At 66.6% G+C, this 22578-nt stretch carries 20 protein-coding genes; 14 read left to right on the top strand and 6 right to left on the bottom strand.

Annotated elements, in window-relative coordinates; translation table 11 throughout:
* Positions 1-4: 4 nt before the first annotated feature.
* Genes KAJ83_RS04130 through KAJ83_RS04120 form a run of 3 tightly spaced genes read right to left on the bottom strand, consistent with a single transcriptional unit; the run spans position 5 to position 2587 of the window.
* Entirely contained in the window at positions 5-649 is a 645-nt protein-coding gene (locus KAJ83_RS04130; protein WP_210680722.1) for a chemotaxis protein CheW, read from the bottom strand.
* Positions 639-2132, bottom strand: coding sequence for a CheR family methyltransferase (locus KAJ83_RS04125; protein WP_210680721.1), 1494 nt, complete (start codon positions 2130-2132; stop codon positions 639-641). The genes KAJ83_RS04130 and KAJ83_RS04125 overlap by 11 nt, the downstream gene beginning before the upstream one ends.
* Positions 2129-2587, bottom strand: a complete 459-nt coding sequence (locus tag KAJ83_RS04120; RefSeq protein WP_210680720.1) for a chemotaxis protein CheW — start codon at positions 2585-2587, stop codon at positions 2129-2131. Before KAJ83_RS04120 ends, KAJ83_RS04125 begins: the two co-directional genes overlap by 4 nt.
* A 302-nt stretch (positions 2588-2889) precedes the next feature.
* Between KAJ83_RS04120 and KAJ83_RS04115 the strand changes: the two genes are divergently transcribed.
* The gene (locus KAJ83_RS04115; protein WP_210680719.1) at positions 2890-3279 is read left to right on the top strand and encodes a response regulator; all 390 of its coding nucleotides are present in this window, start codon (positions 2890-2892) and stop codon (positions 3277-3279) included.
* Positions 3280-3460: 181 nt separating this feature from the next.
* Here KAJ83_RS04115 and KAJ83_RS04110 read toward each other — a convergent pair whose 3' ends face one another.
* A complete protein-coding gene (locus KAJ83_RS04110) occupies positions 3461-4372 on the bottom strand; it encodes a LysR family transcriptional regulator (protein WP_210680718.1) in 912 nt (303 codons plus the stop codon).
* Positions 4373-4518: 146 nt separating this feature from the next.
* Between KAJ83_RS04110 and KAJ83_RS04105 the strand changes: the two genes are divergently transcribed.
* The 3 genes from KAJ83_RS04105 to KAJ83_RS04095 all read left to right on the top strand — a co-directional run bounded on the left by KAJ83_RS04105 (position 4519) and on the right by KAJ83_RS04095 (position 7619).
* A complete protein-coding gene (locus KAJ83_RS04105) occupies positions 4519-5607 on the top strand; it encodes an alkene reductase (protein ID WP_210680717.1) in 1089 nt (362 codons plus the stop codon).
* A 50-nt stretch (positions 5608-5657) separates the two neighbouring features.
* Entirely contained in the window at positions 5658-6695 is a 1038-nt protein-coding gene (locus KAJ83_RS04100; protein WP_425515458.1) for a zinc-binding alcohol dehydrogenase family protein, read from the top strand.
* 111 nt (positions 6696-6806) lie between these two features.
* Entirely contained in the window at positions 6807-7619 is an 813-nt protein-coding gene (locus KAJ83_RS04095) for an aspartate dehydrogenase (protein WP_210680716.1), read from the top strand.
* Positions 7620-7720: 101 nt separating this feature from the next.
* On the opposite strand, the gene KAJ83_RS04090 is transcribed toward KAJ83_RS04095, so the two are convergent.
* Positions 7721-8341 carry a class I SAM-dependent DNA methyltransferase gene (locus KAJ83_RS04090; RefSeq protein WP_246484185.1) on the bottom strand — a complete coding sequence of 207 codons (621 nt, stop codon included), beginning with the start codon at positions 8339-8341 and terminating at the stop codon, positions 7721-7723.
* Between the two features lie 146 nt (positions 8342-8487).
* Here KAJ83_RS04090 and KAJ83_RS04085 point away from each other — a divergent pair, with 146 nt between their 5' ends.
* The 8 genes from KAJ83_RS04085 to KAJ83_RS04050 all read left to right on the top strand — a co-directional run bounded on the left by KAJ83_RS04085 (position 8488) and on the right by KAJ83_RS04050 (position 18399).
* Positions 8488-9525: a trans-3-hydroxy-L-proline dehydratase gene (locus KAJ83_RS04085; RefSeq protein ID WP_210680714.1), complete on the top strand. Its 1038-nt coding sequence runs from the start codon at positions 8488-8490 to the stop codon at positions 9523-9525.
* Positions 9522-10493, top strand: a complete 972-nt coding sequence (locus tag KAJ83_RS04080) for an ornithine cyclodeaminase family protein (RefSeq protein WP_210680713.1) — start codon at positions 9522-9524, stop codon at positions 10491-10493. The genes KAJ83_RS04085 and KAJ83_RS04080 overlap by 4 nt, the downstream gene beginning before the upstream one ends.
* Before the next feature lie 58 nt (positions 10494-10551).
* Positions 10552-11739, top strand: coding sequence for an L-aspartate--glyoxylate aminotransferase BhcA (bhcA, locus tag KAJ83_RS04075; RefSeq protein WP_210680712.1), 1188 nt, complete (start codon positions 10552-10554; stop codon positions 11737-11739).
* Positions 11740-11763: 24 nt separating this feature from the next.
* Positions 11764-12927 (top strand): 3-hydroxy-D-aspartate aldolase BhcC, encoded by a 1164-nt coding sequence (gene bhcC / locus KAJ83_RS04070; protein ID WP_246484184.1) that lies wholly within the window; start codon positions 11764-11766, stop codon positions 12925-12927.
* Between the two features lie 80 nt (positions 12928-13007).
* Positions 13008-13400, top strand: a complete 393-nt coding sequence (gene crcB / locus KAJ83_RS04065; RefSeq protein ID WP_210680711.1) for a fluoride efflux transporter CrcB — start codon at positions 13008-13010, stop codon at positions 13398-13400.
* Positions 13397-14416: an RluA family pseudouridine synthase gene (locus KAJ83_RS04060; RefSeq protein ID WP_343221930.1), complete on the top strand. Its 1020-nt coding sequence runs from the start codon at positions 13397-13399 to the stop codon at positions 14414-14416. Before crcB ends, KAJ83_RS04060 begins: the two co-directional genes overlap by 4 nt.
* 6 nt (positions 14417-14422) lie before the next feature.
* Complete coding sequence (locus KAJ83_RS04055) at positions 14423-15103, top strand: HAD-IA family hydrolase (protein ID WP_210680710.1); 681 nt, start codon at positions 14423-14425, stop codon at positions 15101-15103.
* Positions 15103-18399 (top strand): AsmA family protein, encoded by a 3297-nt coding sequence (locus KAJ83_RS04050; protein WP_210680709.1) that lies wholly within the window; start codon positions 15103-15105, stop codon positions 18397-18399. Before KAJ83_RS04055 ends, KAJ83_RS04050 begins: the two co-directional genes overlap by 1 nt.
* A 132-nt stretch (positions 18400-18531) precedes the next feature.
* On the opposite strand, the gene KAJ83_RS04045 is transcribed toward KAJ83_RS04050, so the two are convergent.
* Positions 18532-20037 carry a sensor domain-containing diguanylate cyclase gene (locus tag KAJ83_RS04045; protein ID WP_210680708.1) on the bottom strand — a complete coding sequence of 502 codons (1506 nt, stop codon included), beginning with the start codon at positions 20035-20037 and terminating at the stop codon, positions 18532-18534.
* 76 nt (positions 20038-20113) lie between these two features.
* Between KAJ83_RS04045 and KAJ83_RS04040 the strand changes: the two genes are divergently transcribed.
* The gene (locus tag KAJ83_RS04040; protein ID WP_210680707.1) at positions 20114-20887 is read left to right on the top strand and encodes an ATP12 family chaperone protein; all 774 of its coding nucleotides are present in this window, start codon (positions 20114-20116) and stop codon (positions 20885-20887) included.
* Positions 20888-21032: 145 nt separating this feature from the next.
* The gene (locus KAJ83_RS04035) at positions 21033-22565 is read left to right on the top strand and encodes an acyl-CoA carboxylase subunit beta (protein ID WP_210680833.1); all 1533 of its coding nucleotides are present in this window, start codon (positions 21033-21035) and stop codon (positions 22563-22565) included.
* Positions 22566-22578: the final 13 nt, after the last annotated feature.

Below are 22578 nucleotides of genomic sequence, written 5' to 3'. Positions count from 1 at the left end.
GGCATTACTCGTTTCCCTCCCCCCAGGCGCCGGCCACGCGTGGCTGGTCGTCGACGACCAGCCGGAAATCGGCCATTAGACGGCGCACGTCTATTATCGCGGTTCGCCGCGGTCCAATACCAAGCAAGGCGCGGGCGTTCGCGGATTCCTCGACCTCGGCGATTTCCTTCGCGCGGTACCGGGTAATCCCCTCGACATCGCTGGCGGCGAGGCCAAGCGCGCCGGTTTCGTTCCGGACGAGGAGAGCGTACCGCATGTCGGTTTCCTCATCCGCCGTGCCGGACGACAGCAGCGGGCGGACATCGATCACGGGATAGATCGTGCCGTGATGGCTGAGCAGCCCGAGATAGAAGGACGGCACGCCCGGCAGCGCCGTCATGCCCGTCAGCGGCGCGGCCGCGGCGCCGTCCGTCAGCGGAATGGCGAAACGTTCGGCCGCGATCGCGAATTCGATGACATCGACTGGGGGGGCGACGTCGGGCTCGGCCCTGGGGGGAGCGATGGCCTCGGCACGCTGCTTGAGCTTTCTCCGGGCATCATCCGGCGAGGGGGTGCCGCCGCTTTCCACCCGGGCGAGGGCCCGGTCGATCCGCGCCAAGGCGCCCTTCCAGTCGTAGCGTTGGGAGGCGTCGGACCCGTCATGTCCCATTGCTGGCTCCCTTCTTCATCGGCGCGTCGCCGGTCAGGAAAAGCGTGGCGGCATATCGAATCTGATCGATATTGAGGCGCACCCCGTCGGTCGCGCGTTGGGCCGTTCCCAGAACCTCCGTCAGCATCAGTACCTGACGCATCGACCGGCGCGCCTCCAGAAGGGCGCCGCGATTACGCTGGGCATGGCCCAGAAGATAATGCGCGGCCGCCGATGAGGCGTCGAGTTGAATGGCCTTGCGCGCGGCGTCGCGCGCGGCGTCGAAATTCCCCATATCGGCGCAAATTTCGCTCAACAGCAGATAGAGGTCGCGATGCGGACCCCGCTGGTCGAGAAGCGCGAGGCATTGCGCGCGTGCTTCCTCTCGCAGGCCACGATCGGCCATTCGCCGCAGCCAGTTCAGCGTCGTGTCCCGGTTGCCGCCCCGGTCTGGTGAGGAGGATGGGGAGAGGACGGTTCGCGTCTCCACCGTTTTGGGGGAGGGCGGGCTTTCCATTCGTGAAGCCGATGTCCCGGCCGCGGAAGGGGGCGCCGCGAGCGTGCCGTCGATCCGTGATATGGGCCGGGCCGTGGGCCGTGACGCGTCCCATGGGGCCGTTCGGGAGGTGGCCTTGGGGGGCTCCATCGGTGGCGCCGCCTCGAACAGGATCGCGTCGAGCGAGCTTACCGGCCGCAGCCCCCGGAACCATTGGGCGGAGGCCTCGGCCGGGCTGACCGCGAGCCATCCGCGCGGGGCGAGCGCGGCGCGGAGCGTCGCGGCGACGCGTACTTGCACGGGCTCCGCCAGATACATGAGCACGTTACGGCAAAGGATCAGGTCGAACCCGAAGCCCATGCTTTGCCTCAGGGTTTCGATGTCGTCCGAGAGATTGACCTGCCGGAACCGGATAATCCGCCGGATCCGGTCGCTGACGCGATGGCGCCCGCGCCGCGTCGGCTCGAAATAGCGGTCGATCCAGTCGGCCGGGGCCTCGCGCAAGCTACGCTCGGAATATTCACCGCGCCGCGCGGTGGCGAGCGCGTCGACGCGTAAATCGCTGGCGATGATCTCGATCGACCATGCCGGCAGGTCCGGCAGGCAATCCGAGAGCATCATGGCGAGGGTATAGGCCTCCTCGCCCGTCGAGCAGCCCGCGCACCAAAGGCGTAGGTGATGGGCGCCGGTCCGGCGGCGTTCCCCGATCATCGGAGCGAGCGCCACGCGTTGGATTTCGCGAAACCAGGCCGGGTCGCGGAGCACCCTGGTTTCGCCGATCGTCACGGCATCGATCACCATCTGCCATGTTTCGGACTCGATGGGCGCCTCGCGCAAGGCGGCCGTCAAGGTCGCCAGCGCGGCTTCGGCGTCGACCAACGCGGGGTCGTGGCCGGCATGCGCCCCCGCCAGTGCGGGAAGCCGCCGATCCCAATCGTCGCGCGATGACAGGCCGAGACGCTCCTCGATCAAACGGACCAAGCTTTCCCGGGCATTGGATATGCTCACGACGGGGTACCCTCCATCGCGCTATCGAGCGCGGCTCGCTCCTCCGCGAACAGCATTTTCGCCGGGTCGACGATATAAACGAGATCGCCGGATTGGGCGGCGACGCCACTCAATCGGGCCATGCCGCCGGCAAGCGCCTCACGCTCGCGCAGGGCCGATTGGGGCAGGTCCACGACCCCCTCGAGCGAGTCCGCCAGCAGGATCATTTCCCGCCCCTCGGCCCGGACCCTCAGGAACCGTTGATCGGGACCGATGGAGGACGCGGGTTGGTCGTCGAAGAACCACTCAGGGTTAATCACGGGGAGGATTGTCCCGCCGATTGTGGCAAGGCCGAGAACGAATGGCGGACCATCGGGCAGCGGGCGTATCTCGAAAGCCGGCATGGCCTGCTCGACGCCGGCGACGTCCAAGGCATACCGGCGGGTACCCGATTGAAACACAACGATGTTGGCCATTTCTGGCATTCCCCGGAACATCCCCATTTCCAGAACAGTATTCCCATGAACCGAATTAGCGAACACCAATCCATTAAAATTTTATAGGTATTTCGTTAATAAATCGTTCCTATGAGAAAAGGAACCCAGGGTGTTCACGTGTTCAACCTATGAGAGCTTTGTGCCGGGGGTTTCCTGGCATGATCGGGTCGAGGCCACGCACAAACTCGCATCGCCCCGGATAGTGCTTTATCTTAGGGTTCCATGGCGCGTACGATGACGGGATACGGTCAGGGGCTCCGGGTGTAAGGGAATGAGGTGCGATGCAAGGCAAGGAGCTGCGCGTCCTGGTTGTGGATGACGAGCCGGACGTTCTCAGTCTGGTCGCCAGGACCCTGGAAGGCGTCGGATATGACGTGACGACGGCGAAGGACGGCTATGTCGCCGTGCGGGAGTTGCGGGACCGTCAGTTCGATGTCGTCGTCACGGACATCGTGATGCCGAAGATGGACGGGCTGGAGTTGATCGTCCAATTGCGCAAGACCAAGGCCGGCGTGCCGATCGTGGCGCTGTCGGGCGGCGGTGTCGCGAAGAACATGGATGTGCTGCGCTATGCCGAGACATTCGGCGCGAGCGCGATCCTGGAAAAGCCGTTCAGCCCGGCGCAGCTTATCGAGACGCTCGATCGTGTCCTTTCCCGGAGGGACGAATAGGGGCTGTTGCCTGAATCGTCGCCACGTCCCGTGTTTTCTCGCACGTGGGCCGTGTGTTCCTGGCGCGTGATAGGGCGCGCCGGTTTCCCGCGCCGGTAATGTCACCCGGGCATGCGCCGGTTAGTGGTTTCCGCGAGCCGGGAGGTCCGCGCCCTCGCGATCGGGTGTCGCGTCCGTGGCCTCAAGCCCCTTCCTCCTCAACGTAGCGTCCATGGGAGAACGCGTCCGCGAGTGTGTCGATCAGCATCGCGATCCGGCGAACCGCGACCCGCCCCTTGGGATAGACAACCTGCAGGCCGATCGCCGGGGCCTCGAAGGCGCGCAGGATCGGGACGAGCCGGCCGGCGCGCAGGTCGTCGGCGATATCCCATTCGGACTTCCGTGCGATGCCGTGCCCGGCGATGCACCAATGGCGGACCGCCTCCCCATCATTGGCGATCCGGTTGCCGCCGACAGCGATCCGGCGTGTCGTCCCGTCGATGACGAAGGGCCAGATGCGGTCGGGCGTCCCGCCGAAACGCATGACGAGACAATTGTGCCGGGCCAGATCCTCCGGGTGTTCCGGTTCGCCGTAACGCTCCAGATAAGCGGGCGCGGCGCAGATCAGGCGGGCATTATCGGCCAGCCGGCGAACCATCAGCGAACTGTCCTGAAGGTCGCCGTAACGAACCGCCATGTCGAAACCCTGCGCGGCGAGATCCACGTTGCCGTCACTCAGATGCAGGTCGATACGAACCTCCGGGTGCTTGTCCTGGAAACTGTCCAGCAAGGGCGCGATCCGGTTGCGTCCGATATCCGAGGGGGCGGAGAGACGCACGGGCCCGGCGACATGTTCCCGACCAAGCCGCAGGCGCGCGTCGATTTCCGCCGCTTCCGCCAGCAGGCGTTGCGCGCCCTCGACCAGCGCGCGCCCCTCCTCGGTCGGGCTGATCGAGCGCGTGGTGCGATGCAGAAGGCGCACGCCGTAATGCGCCTCCAGGGCGGTCAGGCGCTCGGAGACCGTGGCGGGGGAGAGGCTCAACTCCCGCGATGCCGCGACCATGGAGCCCCGTTCGAGTATGGCCAGGAAGACGGTTAGTTGCGCTAACAGCATAATTCGGATTATTCGAATTATGATTTCGGATCAAGGCCGATAATACGGAATGTCCAGAGGCAATATGTTCGGGGCGCCATACCCGTCCGGGGTGGCTGTACCAAGAACCACACCCGCGAAACGCTGAAATCCGAAGGAAAATTTACATGGCCTCACTGTTCGAGCCTTGCCAACTCGGTGCGATGATCCTGCCGAACCGAACCGTCATGGCGCCGATGACCCGCGCCCGGTCCACCCAGCCCGGCAATATCCCCAACGCGTTGATGGCCGAGTACTATGCCCAGCGCGCGGGCGCCGGGCTGATCGTGACCGAGGCGACCCAGATATCCCCTCAAGGCCAGGGCTATTCCTTCACCCCGGGCATCCATTCCGATGCCCAGGTCGCGGGATGGCGTCGCGTTACCGAACGTGTTCATGCGCATGGGGGGCGGATCGCGCTGCAACTTTGGCATGTCGGGCGGATGAGTCATCCGATGTTCCATGGCGGCGCCTTGCCCGTCGCGCCTTCGGCCATCGCGCCGGGCGCCACGGTCTGGGCCTGGGACGCGGTCGCCGGGCGTGGCGGTTTGGTCGAGGCGCCGGAGCCGCGCGCCATGACGATCGACGAGATCGAGGGGACGATCGAGGATTTCCGGCGCGCCGCCGCCAACGCGCGGGAGGCCGGCTTCGACGCTGTCGAGATCCATGGCGCCAACGGGTATCTGATCGATCAATTCCTGCGTGAAAGTTCCAACCGGCGCACGGATGCCTATGGCGGGTCGGTGGAGAATCGATTGCGTTTCGCCATGGCGGTGGCCCGCGTCGTGGCGGCGGAAATGGGGCCGGAGCGCACAGGGTTCCGCCTTTCCCCCTATATCTCCCAACGCGGCATGGACGATCCAGACGCGCCCGCGACGATCCTGCGCCTGTCGGAAGGATTGGGAACTCTCGGGCTCGCCTATATCCATATCGCGGAGGCGGATTGGGACGACGCGCCCGCCATACCCGTCTCCTTCCGGCGTTCCCTGCGTGCGCTTTTTCCCGGCGCTGTGATCGTCGCGGGACAATATGACAAGGAACGTGGAGAGCGGATCATCGCGGACGGTCTGGCCGACCTGGTCGCCTTCGGCCGCCCTTTCATCGCCAACCCGGATCTGCCAAGGCGGTTGGCGGAGTGTCTTCCGCTTGCCACCTTGGACCCCGAGACTCTCTTCGGCGGCGATGCCGTCGGCTATACCGATTACCCGGCCGCGTGAGGCGACCCGATTCCGTTACTGCCCGATTCCGTTACTGAAAGGATGCAAGGATGACCGAGAAGATGAAAGCCATCGGCATGTACGAATACCGGCCGACGGAGGATCCGGAATCGTTGGTCGATGTCGAATTGCCCAAACCCAAGGCGGAAGGCCGCGACATCCTGGTCGAGGTGAAGGCCGTCTCCGTCAATCCGGTGGACACGAAGGTCCGCGGACGCAAGGAGCCGGCGCGCGACGTGCCCCATGTCTTCGGCTATGACGCCGCCGGCGTGGTGGCCGAGACCGGGCCGGAGGTCACCCTCTTCAAGCCGGGTGACGAGGTCTTCTATGCCGGCGATATCACCCGGCCCGGCACGAACCAGGAATATCATCTGGTGGATGAACGGATCGTGGCGCTGAAGCCCCGGACGCTCGATTTCGCGGACGCGGCCTCCTTGCCTTTGACCGCCATCACGGCATGGGAACTGCTGTTCGACCGGCTTGGCGTGCCTTATGGCCGCAAGACGGGACAGGGCAGCCTGTTGATCATCAACGGGGCCGGTGGCGTGGGCTCCATCTTGATACAGATCGCGCGGCGGCTGACCGGCCTGACCGTGATCGCGACCGCCTCGCGCGAGGAGAGCGTGGCCTGGGTTCGCCGAATGGGCGCGCACCATGTGATCAACCACCATGAGCCGCTCGACGAGCAACTCAAGGCCATTGGCGTTCCGGAAGTGGACTATGTCGCGAGCCTCACCGCTTCCGATAGGAATCTGGCCATCTTCCCGACCATCATCGCGCCGCAGGGGCGGCTGGCACTGATCGACGATCCGGCGGCTTTCGATATCAAGCCGCTCAAGACCAAGGCGATTTCCGTTCATTGGGAATTGATGTTCACCCGTCCGATGTTCGGAACGGCGGATATGATCGAACAGCATCGGCTGCTGTCGGAGGTCGCGGCGTTGGTGGATGACGGGCTGTTGGTCGCGACGAAAACCCAGGAACTGACGCCGATCAATGCCGAGCAACTCCGCGCCGCGCATGCGATTCAGGAAAGCGCCCGGGCGATCGGCAAGACCGTTCTGGTCGGGTTCCCGTCCTCTGCGTGATTACCCCATGGGGCCTTGCGTGGATCAACGGTCGGTAGGCGTCCCGAATTGCGCGCGGCGGCACGCGGCCGCACTCTGTCCGCGATACGGCGAGGCACGGGTGCGGGGCGCATGTTATCGATATTGCTCATCGGCTACGGCCCGGTCGCAGGCTATGTCGCCGAGCGGCTGGGCGCCGATCCGGATGTCCGGGTCGCGGGCATCCTGGCCCGGCCGGGCCGGGAGGAGGCCGCCCGCGCCACCCTGACCCGTGGCGGCGATGCGACGGCCAAGGTCTGGACGACCGTCGAATCGATTGACCTCTCCGCCGTCGATCTGGTGGCCGATTGCTCGGGCTATGCCGGCCTTGCCGAACATGGGCCGATGCTGCTGACCGCGGGTCTCGATATCCTGTCGCTCGCGACGGCGGCGCTGGCCGATCCGCTATTGGTGGAGCGCTTGGAAACCGCCGCCCGCGCGGGGCGGGCGCGGCTGGAGCTGGCGCCGGGTTCCATCGCCGGGATCGATGCCTTGTCCGCGGCGCGGGTCGGCGGACTCGATTTGGTCACCTATACCGCGCGCAAGCCGCCGGCGGCCTGGAAGGGCACGCGGGCGGCCACCGTGTTGGATCTCGGCGAAATCGAGAAGCCGACGGAACATTTCCGGGGGCCGGCGCGGGATGCGGTGCGGCACTATTCGCGGAACGCTCATGTCGCCGCGATGGTCGCGCTCGCGGGGCTTGGTCTCGACGAGACGACCGCGGTCCTGATTGCCGACCCTGGACTTGATCAGGATCGGCATGAGGTCAGCGCGGCCGGTGCCTTCGGCCGGATGTTGCTGACGCTCGATTGCGGTCTTCTGCCCCGGAGCACGAAGTCCTCTTCGCTCGCGGCGATGAGCTTGGTTCGCGCCATTCAACGGCGTGCCTATCCGATCACATATTGACGGGAAGGTGGCGGCGGCGAACGGTTTCCTCTCCCCCTTCGGATCGCAGCGTGCCGACACTATTCCCTAAACGACTTTCCAATGGCGGCCGTGCGCTGCCGTTACCCGGCGACGCGCGCCAGCACATGGTGCACGTCGATGCCGCGCATTTCCTCATTATTGGGAAGATAGGGGCGGGGGGCGCTGACCGTCGGCGCGCGCCACAGGCCGTCCGTGGCGATGCGGTCCAGGATCGTCTGGAAATCCTGCTTTTCCCATAGGTCCACCCGATGGGTGAAGAGGATCGCGCCACCCGGGCGCACGATCCGGCAGAGGTCGCGCAGCAGCGCCTCCGGGGCCTCGATATAGGTCATGACGCCGATGCTGGCGGCGGCATCCATGCTATCGTCGGCGGCCGGCAACGGCGTCTTCTGAAGGTCGTGGCGGGTCACCCGGCGATAAAGGCCCGAGCCCTCCGCGATCGCGAGACTGTCGGCGGAGATGTCCACCCCATCCAGGACGCAGTCCAGCCGGGCCTTCAGCGCCTTCGCGAAAAGGCCGGTACCGCACCCGACATCGAGGATAGCGGAACCCGCCGATAGATGGGGGGCGAGCCGTTCCGCCGCCTCGTCCGGCGCGCGATAGTCCCACGTCGCCAGCGTGTCGTTATAGCTGCCGGCCCAATCGTCGTAATAGGTTTCGACCGAGGCGCTGTCGGTCGAGCCGTCCTTCAGAGTTCGCATGCCGGTATCTTCGGCGCCGCTGTTGTCGCGCGTCATATCCTCCGCCTATGGTTCGAGAGTGGGCAAGGTCGGTGGCGGCAACTTAGCAAGCCCCGAGGCGGTCGCCAAATCTCCACGCGAATTTCCCGGTCAGAAAGGGTGCGGCGATGCGCAGCATGAAACAGATTCATATCGTCGGATGCCATGCGGAAGGGGAGGTCGGCGATGTCGTCGTCGGCGGTGTCGCGCCGCCGCCGGGCGAGACCTTGTGGGCGCAATCCCGGTATATCGCGGAGGATGGCGGCCTGCGTGCTTTCCTGTTGAACGAGCCGCGCGGCGGTGTTTTCCGCCATGTCAATCTGCTGGTTCCGCCGAAGGACCCGCGCGCCGATATGGGCTTCATCATCATGGAGCCGGCGGATACCCCGCCCATGTCCGGCTCCAACAGCCTGTGCGTCGCGACCGTGCTGCTGGAGACGGGCATGATCGCGATGCGGGAGCCGGAGACGCGGCTGACGCTGGAGGCGCCGGGCGGCCTCGTCCCCGTCACGGCGGAATGCCGGGAGGGCCGCGTGACCCGTGTCCGGGTCACGAACCTGCCGGCCTTCGCCGACCGGCTGACCGTGCCGCTGGAGGTCGCGGGCTTGGGCACGGTGACGGTCGATACCGCCTTCGGCGGGGACAGCTTCGTGATGGTGGAGGCGGAGACGCTCGGCTTCGCCCTCGACCCTTCCGAGGCGCGGGACCTGGCGACGACCGGCGTGCGCATCACCGAGGCGGCGACGGAACAGCTCGGCTTCTCCCACCCGACGAATCCGGATTGGGCGCATTTCTCCTTCTGCCAGTTCCATCGGGAGGCGGCGGAGGAGGATGGGGTGCCCGCGATCCGCAACGCGGTCGCGATCCGGCCGGGGAAGATCGACCGCTCGCCGACCGGCACCGCCTTGTCCGCGCGCATGGCCGTGCGTCACGCGCGTGGCGAGATGGCGGTGGGCGACCGGCTGATTTCCCGCTCCCTCATCGGTTCGCGCTTCGAAGGCCGCATCCTGGGCGAGGCCACGGTCGGCGGCCGTCCCGCCATCGCCCCGGAAATCGCCGGGCGTGCCTATCTGACCGGCACGACGCAGCATTGGCTCGATCCCGAGGACCCGTTCCCCGAGGGCTATCGCATCGCCGATACCTGGCCGATGGGAGAGGGACGATGACCCTTCCCTTCATCGTCGCGGCGGATGTGTCGGACCGGCTGACCTGGCGGGGCGTGGTGTCGGCCTTGCGGGCGGGACATGCGGGGCGGGCGGGACATGCGGAGGGGCGCCCGCGCCTCGACGACAGTCTGCTCTCCCGGGGCGGGGAGGCGGTGTTGAGCCGCGTCGCCTGGATCGACGGCCTCGGCATCGGGGTGAAGACGGCGACCGTCTTCCCCGGCAATGCCGCTGCCGACCCGCCGGGGCCGAGTGTCCAGGCGCTGATGACCCTGTTCGACGACGCGACCGGCGCGCCGACGGCGGTCCTGGACGGCGTCCTCGTCACCGACTGGAAGACGGCGGCGGATTCCGCGCTGGGCGCCAGCCTTCTGGCCAGGCCGGACAGTCGGGTCCTGACCGTGATCGGGGCGGGCACCGTCGCGCGCAACCTGATCGCGGCGCACCGCGCGGTCCTGCCGGGGCTGGAGCGGGTGATGATCTGGAACCGGACCGCCGCCCGGGCGCACGCCCTGGCCGAGGGATTGAGGGCCGAGGGATTGGGGGCCGTGGACGTGGAGGCGGTGTCGGATTTGCCGGCCGCCGTGGGGCGAAGCGATATCGTCGCCTGCGCCACCATGGCGACGGCGCCGGTTCTGCTGGGAGACTGGGTGCGGCCCGGGACCCATGTCGATCTGGTCGGCGCCTATCGCCCCGACATGCGGGAGGCCGACGACGCGCTGATCGCCAAGGCGCGCCTCTTCGCCGATTGCCGGGAGACCACGATCGACCATATCGGGGAATTCATGATCCCCATCGCCGCCGGGGTGATCGGTCGGGACGCATTGCTGGGCGATCTCCACGATCTCTGCGCCGGGGCCGTGGGGCGACGGGACGCGGGGGAGGTCACGCTGTTCAAGAACGGCGGCGGCGCGCATCTCGATCTCATGGTGGCGCGGCATATCGTATCTCTCGTTCCGGGGCGGGGCTGAGTATTGGCGTTGCCCGGGCGCATCGGCTATTGCTGGGCCAAGGACGGAGGAAACGATCATGAACAGCCAGAACCCCCTCTTCATCCCGGGGCCGACCAATATTCCCGATACGATCCGCAAGGCCTGCGACATGCCGGTGATCGATCACCGCTCCGCCGCCTTCGCGGAAATCCTGAATCCGGCGCGTGCGAACGTCCGCGCCGTGCTGCGAAGCGAAAGCGCGGAAATCTTCCTTTTCACCGCCACCGGCACCGCCGGATGGGAGGTCGCGTTGACCAACACGCTCTCCTCCGGCGACCGGGTGCTGGCGGTGCGTAACGGCATGTTCTCCCAACGCTGGGTCGCGATGGCGGAGCGGTTGGGCCTCGACGTCCTGGTCATCGATGTGCCCTGGGGGGAGGATATCCCGGCCGAGCGGATCGCGGACGCGCTGGCCGACGATAATGGCCATGCCATCAAGGCGGTGCTCGCCACCCATAACGAGACCGCGACGGGCGTCACCTCGGATATTGCGGCGGTGCGCGCGGCGATCGACGGGGCGGGACACACGGCGTTGCTGTTCGTGGACGGGGTGTCCTCCATCGGCTCGATGGATTTTCGCATGGACGATTGGGGCATCGATGTCGCCGTCGCGGGCAGTCAGAAGGGCTTCATGCTGCCCTCCGGCCTCGCCATCCTGGGCTTCAGCGCGAAGGCGATGGCGGCGACGGAGGAGGCGGAGTTGAACCGCGTCTTCCTCGACGTGCGCGATATGGCGGCGAGCTATGCCAAGGGCGGCTATCCCTATACCCCCGCCGTGGGGCTGTTGAACGGCCTGCGGGTATCCAGCGCGATGCTGCTGGAGGAGGGGCTGGCCAACGTCTTCGCCCGGCATGCCCGGATCGCGGACGGCGTGCGGGCGGCGGTCGCGGCCTGGAACCTCCCGCTTTGCGCCGCGCGGCCGGAGATCTGTTCCGATACGGTCAGCGCGATCCGCACGCCGGAAGGGTTCGACGCGGGACGCATCGTGGATCACGCCATGGCGAAATACGGCGTCGCCTTCGGGGTCGGCCTCGGCCAATTGGCGGGCAAGGCTTTCCGTATCGGTCATCTGGGAAGTCTGACCGACGTCATGACGCTTGGCGGGATCGCGGCGGCGGAGATGGCGATGAGCGATCTCGGCCTGCCGATCCGCCCCGGCGCGGGAGTCGCCGCGGCACAGGAGGTCTATCGCGCCGACCGGCCCGTCCGGGCGGCGGCCGCCTGAGACCGGGGGGAGGATGGAACGGACATGAACGTCCCTGAGACTTTCGACCAATTGGAGGTTGGCTACGACGTCCCGGCGCGGATCGGCATGGCGGCGGAGGAGGTGCAGACCCCGTGCCTCGTCCTCGACCTCGATGCGCTGGAGCGAAATATCCGCCGCATGGGCGCGCTTTGCCGGTCGATGGGCGTGCGTCACCGCGCGCACGGCAAGATGCACAAATCGTCCGATGTGGCGCGCCTTCAGATCGAGCTCGGCGGGGCCTGTGGCATATGCTGCCAGAAGGTCTCGGAGGCGGAGGCTTTCGCGCGCGCCGGCATTCGGGATATCCTGATTTCGAACGAGGTGCGCGACCCGGCGAAGATCGACCGCCTCGCCCGGTTGCCCAGGCTGGGCGCGCGCACGCTCTGCTGCGTCGATGATATCGACAATGTGGCCGACCTCTCCGCCGCCGCGCATCGGCACGGCACGGAGATCGAATGCCTGGTGGAAATCGATTGCGGGTCCGGCCGCTGCGGCGTGGCGGGCACCGATGACGCCGTGGCGATCGCGCGGGCGATCGATGCGGCGCCGGGGCTGCGTTTCGCCGGAATCCAGGCCTATCACGGCGGGCTTCAGCATGTGCGGCGCTTCGAGGAACGGCGCGCCGCGGCCGCGCATGTCACCGCGATCGCCGCTGAGGTGGTATCGGCGCTGAAGGAAGCGGGCCTGGAGTGCGATATCGTCGGCGGGGCCGGCACCGGCAGCGTTCTCTTCGAGGGGGCGTCCGGCATCTATAACGAGATGCAGTGCGGCTCCTACGCCTTCATGGACGCCGACTACGGGCAGGTGATGGACGCGGAGGGGCGGCGGCTGGATGCCGGGACGTGGGAGAATGCCCTCTTCATCCTGACATCCGTGATGAGCCACGCGAAGCCGGACCGCGCCGTCTGCGACGCGGGCCACAAGGTCCAGTCGCTCGACAGCGGCCTTCCGGCGGTCTTCGGCCGCGACGACGTGCGTTACGTCCTGGCGACGGACGAGCATGGGGAGATCGAGGACCCGGACGGCGTGCTGCGCATCAACGAGAAGCTGCGCCTCGTCCCCGGCCATTGCGATCCGACCTGCAATATCCATGATTGGTATGTCGGCCTGCGCGATGGGCGGGTGGAGGCGCTGTGGCCCGTCACCGCGCGCGGTAAGGTCTACTGACACCGTTCCGATGCGTCATCCCGTGGACGGGGCGCCCGCGACCCTTGCAAGCCGATCCGCCGGGGCCTATAGCCGGGGCCATGACGACCGTGATCGCGATCGCGGCCGGGGGCGCGCTGGGCGCGCTCGCGCGGCATTTCCTGGCCGGCTGGGTGTCGAGCCTCGCCGGTGGCGGGTTCCCGTGGGGAATCTTCGTCGCCAATATCCTGGGAAGCTTCCTGATGGGCGTGCTGGTCGAATTCTTCGCGCGCGTCGGCGCCCCCTTCGCGGAGGCACGGGCCTTCCTTGCGGTCGGGATGCTGGGCGCCTTCACCACCTTCTCGACCTTCTCGCTGGATGTCGTGCTGTTGATCGAGCGGGGGCAGTTGCTGCTCGCCGGCGCCTATATGCTGGGCTCCGTCGTGCTCGCCGTCGGCGGGCTCTATCTGGGCATGGCGCTGGTGCGGCTCGCGACCGGCGGGGCGCTGTCGTGAGCGCGGGCGTCAAGACCGTACCCGTCCGGGCCGAGGAAGCGGGCATGCGCGTGGACCGCTGGTTCAAGGCGCGTTTTCCCGACATGCCCTTCGCGCGCCTGCAGAAGGCCCTGCGCAAGGGGGAGGTCCGCGTTGACGGTGGGCGGGTCAAGGCGGCCGACCGGCTTGAGGCCGGGCAGTCCGTGCGCGTGCCCCCCTATCAGGCGGCGGACAAGACGGAGGGTGGGCGAAAGACCGCCGGTGGAACGCGCATCGACGACGCGGCCGCCGACCCGAAGGACGCGGCCTTCGCGCGGGATTTGGTGATCCACCGCAACGCGGGCATCCTGGCTCTCAACAAGCCGGCGGGGCTCGCCGTCCAGGGCGGCAGTAAGACCACGCGTCATCTGGACGGTATGCTGGTCCATCTGAAGTTCGACGCGCCGGAGCGACCGCGCCTCGTCCATCGCCTCGACAAGGATACCAGCGGCGTGCTGCTGTTGGCGCGCGATCGGACCATGGCGGCGAAGCTCGGCCGGGCCTTCAAGGACCGGCGCACGCGCAAGGTCTATTGGGCGATCACCGTCGGTGTTCCGGAGCCGAAGGCGGGGACGATCACGCTGCCGCTCTCCAAGGCGGGTGCCAAGGGTTCCGAACGGGTGGAGCCCGACCCGGAGGGGGGACAGCAGGCCGTCACCGACTATGCCGTGCTGGAAAATGCGGGCACGAAGGTCGCCTTCGTCGCCCTTTGGCCGCGCACGGGGCGCACGCACCAATTGCGCGCGCATATGGCCGCGATCGGTACGCCGATCCTGGGGGACGGGAAATATGGCGGCTCCGGCGCCTTCCTGGACGGGGAGGCGGCGGGGCGGCGTATGCATCTCCACGCGCGCGAGATCGTGCTGCCCCCCGGCGTGCCGGATGCCGGGGCGCGGATAACGGCCGCGCCGCCCAAGCCTTTTCGTGAAACGCTCGATATCTTCGGCTTCGACGCCGATCTCGCCGACGCCAGTGATCCGTTCGAGGAGGCCGACTGACCCGCCATGACAGACCGCCCCCTTCGTCTCGCCGTGTTCGATTGCGACGGCACGCTGGTCGATAGCGGCCATATCATCGTCGCCGCCATGACCGCGGCCTGGGCGGTGGAGGGGCTGCCCGCGCCGGATCACGCCGCGATCCGGCACCAGGTCGGCCTGCCGCTGGTCGAGGCGATCGCCAATGTCGTGCCCGAGCATGGCGATGTCGTGCACCGCCGTCTGGCGGAGCATTACAAGGACGTCTTCCATTCCGGTCGGGTCGAGGGATTGCATGACGAGCCGCTGTTCCCGGGCTGTCGCGAGGTCCTCGACGAACTGGCCGGCGAGGGCGTGATTCTCGCGATTGCGACCGGAAAAGGGCGGCGTGGCCTTAAATCAACCCTGGACCGTCACGGTATCGGCCACCATTTCACGATATTGAAGACGGCGGATGACGGGCCGGGGAAACCGAATCCCGACATTCTGCTCGACGCGATGGCCGAGGTCGGCGCGGAGCCCTGGAACACGGTCATGATCGGGGATACCATCTTCGACGTGACCATGGCGGTCCGCGCCCGCGCGAAGGCGGTGGGTGTCGGGTGGGGATATCATCCGCCGGAGGAATTGAGACGCGCCGGCGCGCATGCGCTGGCACGCGGCTATGATGAGCTGCCGCGCCTCCTGCGCGGGCTATGGGGAGACGAGTGATGCGACGGGCGTGGAAAATCCTGATCGGTGTCCTGGCGGTCCTTGTGGTGATCGTTGGCGGGGCCGTGGCCTATGTCCTCAATATCGATGCCAACGCCTATAAGGAGGATATCGAGGCCGCCGTCCAGGAGGAGACCGGACGCGCGCTGAAGATCAACGGGCCGATCGTGCTGGATATCGGAAGCGAGACCGTCTTTAGGATCAGCGACGTCACTTTCGCCAACGCCGATTGGGGCTCCCGGCCGCAGATGCTCACCGTCGGCGCGTTCGAGGCGGAGGTCCGGCTGATCCCGACGCTGTTCGGCGCGCCGGACATCACCCGCGTGCGCTTGAGTCAGGTCGATGCCCTGATCGAGACCAACGAGGCCGGCGTCTCCAACACCGATTTCACCAAGCCCGGCGCCGAGGGCGAGGCCACGGAGCAACCCCCGGCGGACGAGCCGCGCGAGGTCGAGGCGCCGGAGGGCGGCCCGATCACCATTCCCATCCTCCGCGATGTGCGGATCGAGGATATCACCGCCACCATTCGCAACGCCCAGGCGGGAACGGAGAACACCGTCCGCCTCGACCATCTGACCCTGACGGGTGAGGGGGCGGACAGCCCGCTCGCGCTCGACATGCAGGGGGCGTTCGACGATCTGCCGCTGCTGTTGAACGGGACGCTCGGCTCGCCGGCGTCGATGCAAGACGCCTCCACGCCCTGGAACGTGGATGTGACCGGCGATTTGGCCGGTGTCGATGTCGCGGCCAAGGGCGCCATCACGGAGCCGACCAAGGGCCGGGGCTTCGACCTTTCCGTCAGCGCGGTCGGCCAGGAACTCGCCGAACTGGCCGGAAAGCTCGGCGTCGATGCGCCGAAGGTCGGCCCGTTCGAGGTGCGCACGACCCTGAAGGGAGACAGCGACGAAGATTTGGCGGCCGAGGACGTGACCGTCGATATCGGCGCGCCGGATTTCATCCATGTCACCGTCGGCGGGCGGGTCGCCTCCGTCACCAAGGTCGCCGGCATCGACCTCCAGATCGGTGTCGAGGGCGAGGAGATTGGTAATCTCTCGCCCGTCGCTGACCGCTTCGCGGCCCAGACCATACCGGACATGGGCCCTTATAATATCGCCATGCGGGTTTCGGGCGACCTCGGCCGGGGTATATCGGTCACCGGCCTGGACGCGGCGCTCGGCAAGGCCAGCCTTGTCGAGGTGACGGCGAAGGGCGGTGTCGCCGACGTGGTGAATACCAGCGGCCTGGATGTTTCCCTAGCGGTTCGGTCGAACGAGATCGGCAATTTGAGCGAGATCGCGCGGTCCTATACCGGGCAGGGGGTGCCGTCCCTCGGCCCGCTAGACCTCGCCGCGCGGCTGGTTGGTGATCTCCCGGCACCGGGCCGGGAGGGCAAGGTCGCGGTCAACGACCTTGATTTCTCGCTCGGGCGGGAGGATCTGATCAGGCTCACGGCCACGGGCGCGATCGGCGACGCGGTCAATGCCTCCGGTCTCGACGTCCGGGTCGCGGCGACGAGTCCGCAGATCGGCCAACTCGACCCGATCGCGCGGGAATATGCCGGACAGGGGGTGCCGTCCCTCGGCCCGCTCGATGTGTCGGCCAGGATACTTGGCGGCATCGAGGACGGGCTCGGTGTCGAGGGGCTCGATCTCGCGCTTGGTCAGGAGGATATGATTCGCGTCACCGCGGCCGGCGGCGTGGCGGATGTCCTGGCGCGGAATGGAATCAAGCTCGACGTGACCGCCCGCGCGCAGGAAGTCGGCAATCTCGATACGCTCGCCAAGACTTATGCCGGTGGGCAGGGCGTGCCGGACATGGGGCCGCTCGACCTCACATTGTCGGTAGAGGGGGGCATGGACGACAAGCTCTCCATCCCGACCATCGATCTCGATTTCGGGCGCGACGATACGGTGCGACTGACCGCGAACGGCACGGTCGACGATGCGCTCAAGGGCGCGGGCGCGGACCTCGCCTTCACGCTCGTCTCACCGAATCTGGGCGTTCTCGGGGAGGCGACCGGCGGGGCCGTCCCGGCGATCGGGCCGGTCAATGTCAGTGGCACGGTCAAGGCCGGCGCGGACGAGCCCGTCACGCTGAAACCGTTCCAGGCCAAGATCGGTGGCAGCGACCTTTCGGGTTCCGTCACCGCCGATCTGCGCGAGGCGGTGCCGAGTATCGTGGCGGAGCTTTCCTCCAATCATTTCGATACCGGCGATCTGACGGGTGACTCGTCCTCGGGCGGCGGTGCGTCGTCCGGCGGCGGCTCGGCGGGCACATCGGCCGGGACATCGCCCGCTGGAGGCTCCGGCGCGGATGACGGGCGCGTGATCCCGGGTGACCCCCTGCCGCTCGACGCGATGAAGCTGGTCAATGCGGACATCGCCTATAAGGCGGGCAAGTTGATCGCGGCCGGATCGGAATTCGACGGCTTCGAACTCGCCGCGACGCTGCAGGACGGGAGTTTCTCGATCGACACGATGAAGGCCAATGTCGGGCCGGGTACCCTGAACGGCACGGTCAGCCTGGATGCGTCGAAGACGCCGGCGCCGTTGTCGATCGATATCACGGGCGACGACATGGACCTCGGCCTGCTCGGCGGGGCGGCCGGTCTGAAGGGTAAGCTGGAAGGACCGCTCGACCTGCGGATCGACCTCCAGGGACAGGGCAACAGCCCGCGCGAGATCGCCGCCGGCCTGAACGGTGCCTTCAGCACGGTCGTCGTCGATAGCCGCGTGCGGCGCGAGGCGGTCGAGGATGCGATGGGTCCGGAAATGGCGCGTCTCGCGGATGTGCTGTTCGGCAATCAGGGCGAATGGGTGGTCGTGAACTGCACGTTGGTCGATTATAAGGTGACCGACGGATTGATGGAGGCGAACGCGCTCTTCATCGATACCGACGTATCGACGGTGACCGGCGATGGGGAGATCAACCTCAAGAACGAGGAGCTTTCCATGGGCCTGAAGCCACAGACCGGGGTGGTCAGCATCCCGCTGTTGCTGACGGGCACGCTGGGGTCCCCCTCGGTCATTCCGGACCCGGGCAAGACGTTGCTGTCGATCGGCGGCGCGCTTCTAACCGGGGGCGGTCTGACGGCGGCGGTGGCGGCGCTTTCCGCCAGCCTGCCGGACGATCACCCCTGCATGGCGAGCGCGGAAGCGGCCGAGAAGAAGGCCGCGGCCGAAAGCGAGAAGTCGGCCGGAGAGAAGGTGCTGGATGCGCCGTCTAAAATCCTGGAAGGCGCCGGCGGTACGGTGAAGGGGCTTTCGGACGGTCTGAACAAGCTGTTCGGTCAGTAAGGACGGTCGGAAAGGACACGCTGCAGAGGACGGTGCGCGAGGACGGGCGCGCGCAGCGCGCGGGCCGGATACGGATGTTTCGGGTCGGGCGGGGGCGCCAGTGTCCGCCCGCCTATCCACCGCCCCGGGCGCTTATCCACCGACGCGGTTCCGACCTTCCGATTTGGCGCGGTAGAGGGCGGCGTCCGCGTCGGCGAGCAGCGCTTCGGTGACGTGGGCATCGTCCTCGATGTCGGCCGATCGGCTGGGAATGCGGGAGGAGACGCCGAAACTGGCCGTCAGCACCTCGTCGGGGAACGGCGTGTCGGCGTCCGTCTTGCCGAGGGTCTCGGCGACAGGAAGCGTTTCGATCGCGGCGCGCAGTTTTTCCGCGACGCGCGCGGCCTCCGCCTTCGGGCAATTCTCCATCAGGATGACGAATTCCTCCCCGCCCCAACGGGCGGCGATGTCGCTGCGCCGGACGGTCGAAAGCGCGAGCTTCGCGATTCGGCTCAGGACCCGGTCGCCGGCGAGGTGCCCGTGCCGGTCATTGATCGACTTGAAGCGGTCGATATCCAGCATGATCAGGCTGATCGGGCGGCCCGACCGGCGCGCCCGTCCGATCGCACGGGTCATGTGATCGTCGAAAAGTTGCCGGTTGGCGAGACCGGTGAGGGAATCCGTGGTCGCCATCTGCTCCAACCGGCGTTGATAGCGATTAATCGCCAGGGAGACCGCGATCAAGGTGATGACGATCGCGCAGAGCCCGATCAGCAGGTTCGAGAGGAACCCGGCCTGATAGTTGCCCATGACGTCGGATTCCGTCGCTTCGACCACGAGCCACCAATCGAGCTCGGGGATGTAGCGCGTGGTCATCAGGATTGTTTGGTCTCCGCGCTCTACCTGAAAGGCGCCCCGGTCCTTGCCCAGGATATCCGACGCGATCGCCTCTAGCCCGTCGATCTCGCCGAGCGTTTGGCGATAGACTTGCGATTGGTCCGGATGAACCGTGACGAGACCGTCCGCGTTGACGAAATAGACGGTCCGGTCGAAAAGTTGCCGATAGCGTTCGACGATCCGGGCGACCGCGTCCAATTCCAGCCCGACGCCCGTCACGCCCAGGAAATGCCCTTGATCGTCCATCACGCGATAATTGATGAAAATCGTGATCTTGTTGTCCTGCGCCTGGTTCGGATCGATGTTTATTTCGTAAGGAGCGTCCATCTCGCGCGCGCGGAAATACCAGATATCCTCCGGGTCGTCGGGCGAGACGACCTGTGGGACGCCGCTGAAATGATAATAGCGCCGCGTCGCCTCGGAGACGAAGAAGGCGGTGAAGGTGTCGTAGCGCTTCCGGATCGTGTCCAGATAGCGGATCATCGGCTTCGGGTGGAGTTCGCCCTCGCGAATCCAGTCATGCAGGAAACTGTCGTTCGCCATCAGGGAGGAGACGAAGATCGGGCGCACCAGATCGATTTGGATTTCGGAATAGATATTGTCGCCGGTAAGCGGAAGTTCCGTCTCCAGCAGGTTTTCGCGCATGATCTGGCGGGAAATCTCAAGACTGATGAGATTGGTGCCGAGGAAGGCGAGAACGAGGACGAGGGACACGACCGCGATCAGGCGGGACCGGGTCGATGTCAGCAGGGTCGGGGGCATCAGTGCAGCTTCATAAATACTTGGACGGGAACGGAGTGTAGCAACCGGACTCCTCTTTACACGCGTGACCTTCCCGATGCACGCGTTCTTCGGTCCGCTTGATCGCGCGCGCCTGCTGTGCTTCATCCGGTGCGCCATGAAACGCTTCTATGAATCGGCGGATCACGCCCCGGCGGAAAATGTTCCGGCCGTCACCGAAACGGGCGGTCATGTCGTGCTTTTGGACGGCAAGCCGATCCGCACGCCCAGCCGCGTGCAACTGGTCGTCCCGACCGAGGCGCTGGCCGTCGCCATCGCCGCGGAATGGGATGCGCAGGGGGAGAAGATCGATCCCGCGACCATGCCGATGATGACCCTGGCGGCGACCGCGCTCGACCGGGTCGTGCCGCAGGCACGGGCGGTCGCGGGGGACGCGGCCACCTATGCCGGTAGCGATTTGCTCTGCTACCGCGTCGCGGACTGGCCGGAACTCGCCGAGGCGCAGCGGAGCGAATGGGACCCGATCCTCGACTGGGCGGCGGAGGCCTATGGCGCGCGGCTCGTGATGACCGAGGGCATCATGCCCGTCGCCCAGGACAATGCCGCCTTGATGCTGTTCGCGCGCGCGCTCGGGCGGCTCGACCCGTTCCGGCTGGCCGCGGTGCATGTGATGACGACGGCGATGGGCTCGCTCGTCCTGGCGCTCGCGGTGCATGAGGGGCGGTTGGCCCCGGCGGAAGCCTTCCGCCTCTCCACCCTCGACGAACGCTTCCAGGCCGAACGTTGGGGCGAGGATCACGAAGCGCGGGAACGCCTCGACCGTCTGGCCCGCGAGATCGACGAGGCGGCCGCCTATCTGGCGCTCCTGTAGCGGGCGCGGCCGTCTGGCCAGACCCTTCCAAACCCGATAAAACGGTCGTTGGGTCAGGCGTTTCGGGGGCCGATCGATGGCTCTTCCGAAGGCCGGCTTTCGGGGCATGCCGCCCAAGGACAATAGCCGCACCGAGGAAACACCCATGCAGGAGATCATCCGGCAGCTCGAGGAGAAGCGTGCCGCCGCCCGTCTCGGCGGGGGCGAGAAGCGTATCGAGGCGCAACACGCCAAGGGCAAGCTGACCGCGCGCGAGCGTATCGCGCTCTTCCTCGACGAGGGGTCGTTCGAGGAGTGGGACATGTTCGTCGAACATGATTGCCACGACTTCGGAATGGACGAGCAGCGCACGCCCGGCGATGGCGTGGTGACGGGACACGGGCTGGTCAACGGCCGGCCGGTCTTTGTCTTCAGTCAGGATTTCACGGTTTTCGGCGGTTCGCTCTCGGCCGCGCATGCCCGCAAGATCTGCAAGATCATGGATCAGGCGATGAAGGTCGGCGTGCCGGTCATCGGCCTCAATGATTCCGGTGGCGCGCGCATCCAGGAGGGGGTCGCCTCGCTCGCCGGCTACGCGGACGTGTTCCAGCGCAACGTGCTGGCCTCCGGCGTGGTGCCGCAAATTTCGCTCATCATGGGCCCTTGCGCGGGCGGGGCGGTCTATTCGCCGGCGATGACCGATTTCATCTTCATGGTGAAGGACAGCTCCTACATGTTCGTGACGGGGCCGGAGGTGGTGAAGACCGTCACCAACGAGGAGGTGACGGCCGAGGATCTGGGCGGCGCCATCACGCACACGAGCAAGTCGGGGGTCGCGGACCTTGCCTTCGCCGACGATGTGGAGGCGCTGCTGCAACTTCGCCGGTTCCTCGGCTATCTGCCGCTGAACAACCGCGAGGCCCCGCCGGTCCGGCCGACCGACGATCCGGCCGACCGGCAGGACATGTCGCTCGATACCCTCGTTCCCGACAATCCGAACAAGCCCTACGACATGAAGGAACTGATCGCGAAGATCGCCGACGAGGGCGAGTTCTTCGAGCTTCAACCCGATCATGCGGGCAATATCGTCATCGGCTTCGCGCGGATCGACGGCCACCCGGTCGGCGTCGTCGCCAATCAGCCGATGGTGCTGGCCGGTTGTCTCGACATCGACAGTTCCAAGAAGGCGGCGCGCTTCGTGCGCTTCTGCGACGCCTTCAACATCCCGCTGGTGACTCTGGTGGACGTGCCCGGCTTCCTGCCCGGCACGGCGCAGGAATATAACGGCATCATCAAACATGGGGCGAAGCTGCTCTTCGCCTATGCGGAGGCGACGGTGCCGAAGGTGACGGTGATCACCCGCAAGGCCTATGGCGGGGCCTATGACGTGATGTCGTCGAAGCATCTGCGCGGCGACGTGAATTATGCCTGGCCCTCGGCAGAGATCGCGGTGATGGGGCCGAAGGGCGCGGTGGAGATCATCTTCCGCGCCGACCGCGATGACCCGGACAAGATCGCCCGGCGTACGGAGGAATACCGCCAGAAGTTCGCGAACCCCTTCGTCGCCGGCTCGCTCGGCTTCATCGACGATGTGATCCAGCCCCACGGAACGCGGCGGCGTCTGGCCAAGGCGCTGCGCCTGCTGCGTAACAAGCAACTCGAGAATCCGTGGAAGAAGCACGACAATATTCCGCTGTGATCGGCGGGTGAGG

The organism is Marivibrio halodurans (assembly GCF_017963645.1).
In the GTDB taxonomy this organism is placed as follows: Bacteria; Pseudomonadota; Alphaproteobacteria; order UBA8366; family Aestuariispiraceae; genus Marivibrio; species Marivibrio halodurans.
The sequence above is the reverse complement of the archived record's forward strand: the minus strand, read 5'-3'. Positions and strand labels throughout refer to the sequence as shown.

What these genes read in the sequence shown, in the direction of transcription:
- KAJ83_RS04050 (WP_210680709.1), top strand. Translation starts at nt 15,103, where the DNA reads ATGCGACGGGCGTGGAAAATCCTGATCGGTGTCCTGGCGGTCCTTGTG.
- KAJ83_RS04080 (WP_210680713.1), top strand. Translation starts at nt 9,522, where the DNA reads ATGACCCTTCCCTTCATCGTCGCGGCGGATGTGTCGGACCGGCTGACC.
- KAJ83_RS04040 (WP_210680707.1), top strand. Translation starts at nt 20,114, where the DNA reads ATGCACGCGTTCTTCGGTCCGCTTGATCGCGCGCGCCTGCTGTGCTTC.
- bhcA (WP_210680712.1), top strand. Translation starts at nt 10,552, where the DNA reads ATGAACAGCCAGAACCCCCTCTTCATCCCGGGGCCGACCAATATTCCC.
- KAJ83_RS04090 (WP_246484185.1), bottom strand. Translation starts at nt 8,341, where the DNA reads ATGCGAACTCTGAAGGACGGCTCGACCGACAGCGCCTCGGTCGAAACC.
- crcB (WP_210680711.1), top strand. Translation starts at nt 13,008, where the DNA reads ATGACGACCGTGATCGCGATCGCGGCCGGGGGCGCGCTGGGCGCGCTC.
- KAJ83_RS04115 (WP_210680719.1), top strand. Translation starts at nt 2,890, where the DNA reads ATGCAAGGCAAGGAGCTGCGCGTCCTGGTTGTGGATGACGAGCCGGAC.
- KAJ83_RS04110 (WP_210680718.1), bottom strand. Translation starts at nt 4,372, where the DNA reads ATGCTGTTAGCGCAACTAACCGTCTTCCTGGCCATACTCGAACGGGGC.
- bhcC (WP_246484184.1), top strand. Translation starts at nt 11,764, where the DNA reads ATGAACGTCCCTGAGACTTTCGACCAATTGGAGGTTGGCTACGACGTC.
- KAJ83_RS04130 (WP_210680722.1), bottom strand. Translation starts at nt 649, where the DNA reads ATGGGACATGACGGGTCCGACGCCTCCCAACGCTACGACTGGAAGGGC.
- KAJ83_RS04085 (WP_210680714.1), top strand. Translation starts at nt 8,488, where the DNA reads ATGCGCAGCATGAAACAGATTCATATCGTCGGATGCCATGCGGAAGGG.
- KAJ83_RS04035 (WP_210680833.1), top strand. Translation starts at nt 21,033, where the DNA reads ATGCAGGAGATCATCCGGCAGCTCGAGGAGAAGCGTGCCGCCGCCCGT.
- KAJ83_RS04120 (WP_210680720.1), bottom strand. Translation starts at nt 2,587, where the DNA reads ATGGCCAACATCGTTGTGTTTCAATCGGGTACCCGCCGGTATGCCTTG.
- KAJ83_RS04045 (WP_210680708.1), bottom strand. Translation starts at nt 20,037, where the DNA reads ATGCCCCCGACCCTGCTGACATCGACCCGGTCCCGCCTGATCGCGGTC.
- KAJ83_RS04055 (WP_210680710.1), top strand. Translation starts at nt 14,423, where the DNA reads ATGACAGACCGCCCCCTTCGTCTCGCCGTGTTCGATTGCGACGGCACG.
- KAJ83_RS04105 (WP_210680717.1), top strand. Translation starts at nt 4,519, where the DNA reads ATGGCCTCACTGTTCGAGCCTTGCCAACTCGGTGCGATGATCCTGCCG.
- KAJ83_RS04095 (WP_210680716.1), top strand. Translation starts at nt 6,807, where the DNA reads ATGTTATCGATATTGCTCATCGGCTACGGCCCGGTCGCAGGCTATGTC.
- KAJ83_RS04100 (WP_425515458.1), top strand. Translation starts at nt 5,658, where the DNA reads ATGACCGAGAAGATGAAAGCCATCGGCATGTACGAATACCGGCCGACG.